This is a genomic window from Micromonospora sp. DT4 (assembly GCF_049841675.1).
Classification (GTDB): Bacteria; Actinomycetota; Actinomycetes; order Mycobacteriales; family Micromonosporaceae; genus Micromonospora.
Map to the genome: position 1 here is coordinate 1 of NZ_JBNCKT010000386.1, position 484 is coordinate 484.

1 protein-coding gene is annotated in these 484 nt (G+C 66.7%); it reads left to right on the forward strand.

Features of this window, described 5'->3' with window-relative positions; all coding sequences use genetic code 11:
* On the forward strand, positions 1-484 hold a 484-nt coding region (locus ACLQ24_RS30230; protein WP_425895137.1), incomplete at both ends, for a hypothetical protein.

Sequence of the window (484 nt, forward strand, 5' to 3'; positions counted from 1 at the left end):
CTCGAAAACAGTGACAACGTCATCACGGATGTCACCCACGTCCCCAACCCAGACCGCCCCCCGCTCTACCTCTACCGCAATCACCACCAATACCTGCCCCTGACCCTGGTCCCCACACAGGTCAACCCCACAGTCACCACCGACACACCCCAGCACACGCTGGCAGAGTCCTCATCAAACGACTCGTACCCACACACATGGATCACCACCGACCACCACAACAACCCCCTCCCCGGCCTTGACGACGTCCTCTGGGCCGCTGGCGCCAGCCAGTACCCCGTCCACGACGGCTCCGAGCCGGACATGCTGGCCCTGCCACCGTCGGGGCCGGCTCTGCCCGGCGACGTGCAGCGCGGTGTCGAGCCGCCGCTGCGCACCGAGTCAGCATCCGAGATCCACGATGGCGGCGATAGCCAGAGCGCTGGCGGCACCGCGTCCGGGTTCGTCCAAGGCCGAAGGAGCAGACTCCGCGAGTTCAGCGTGG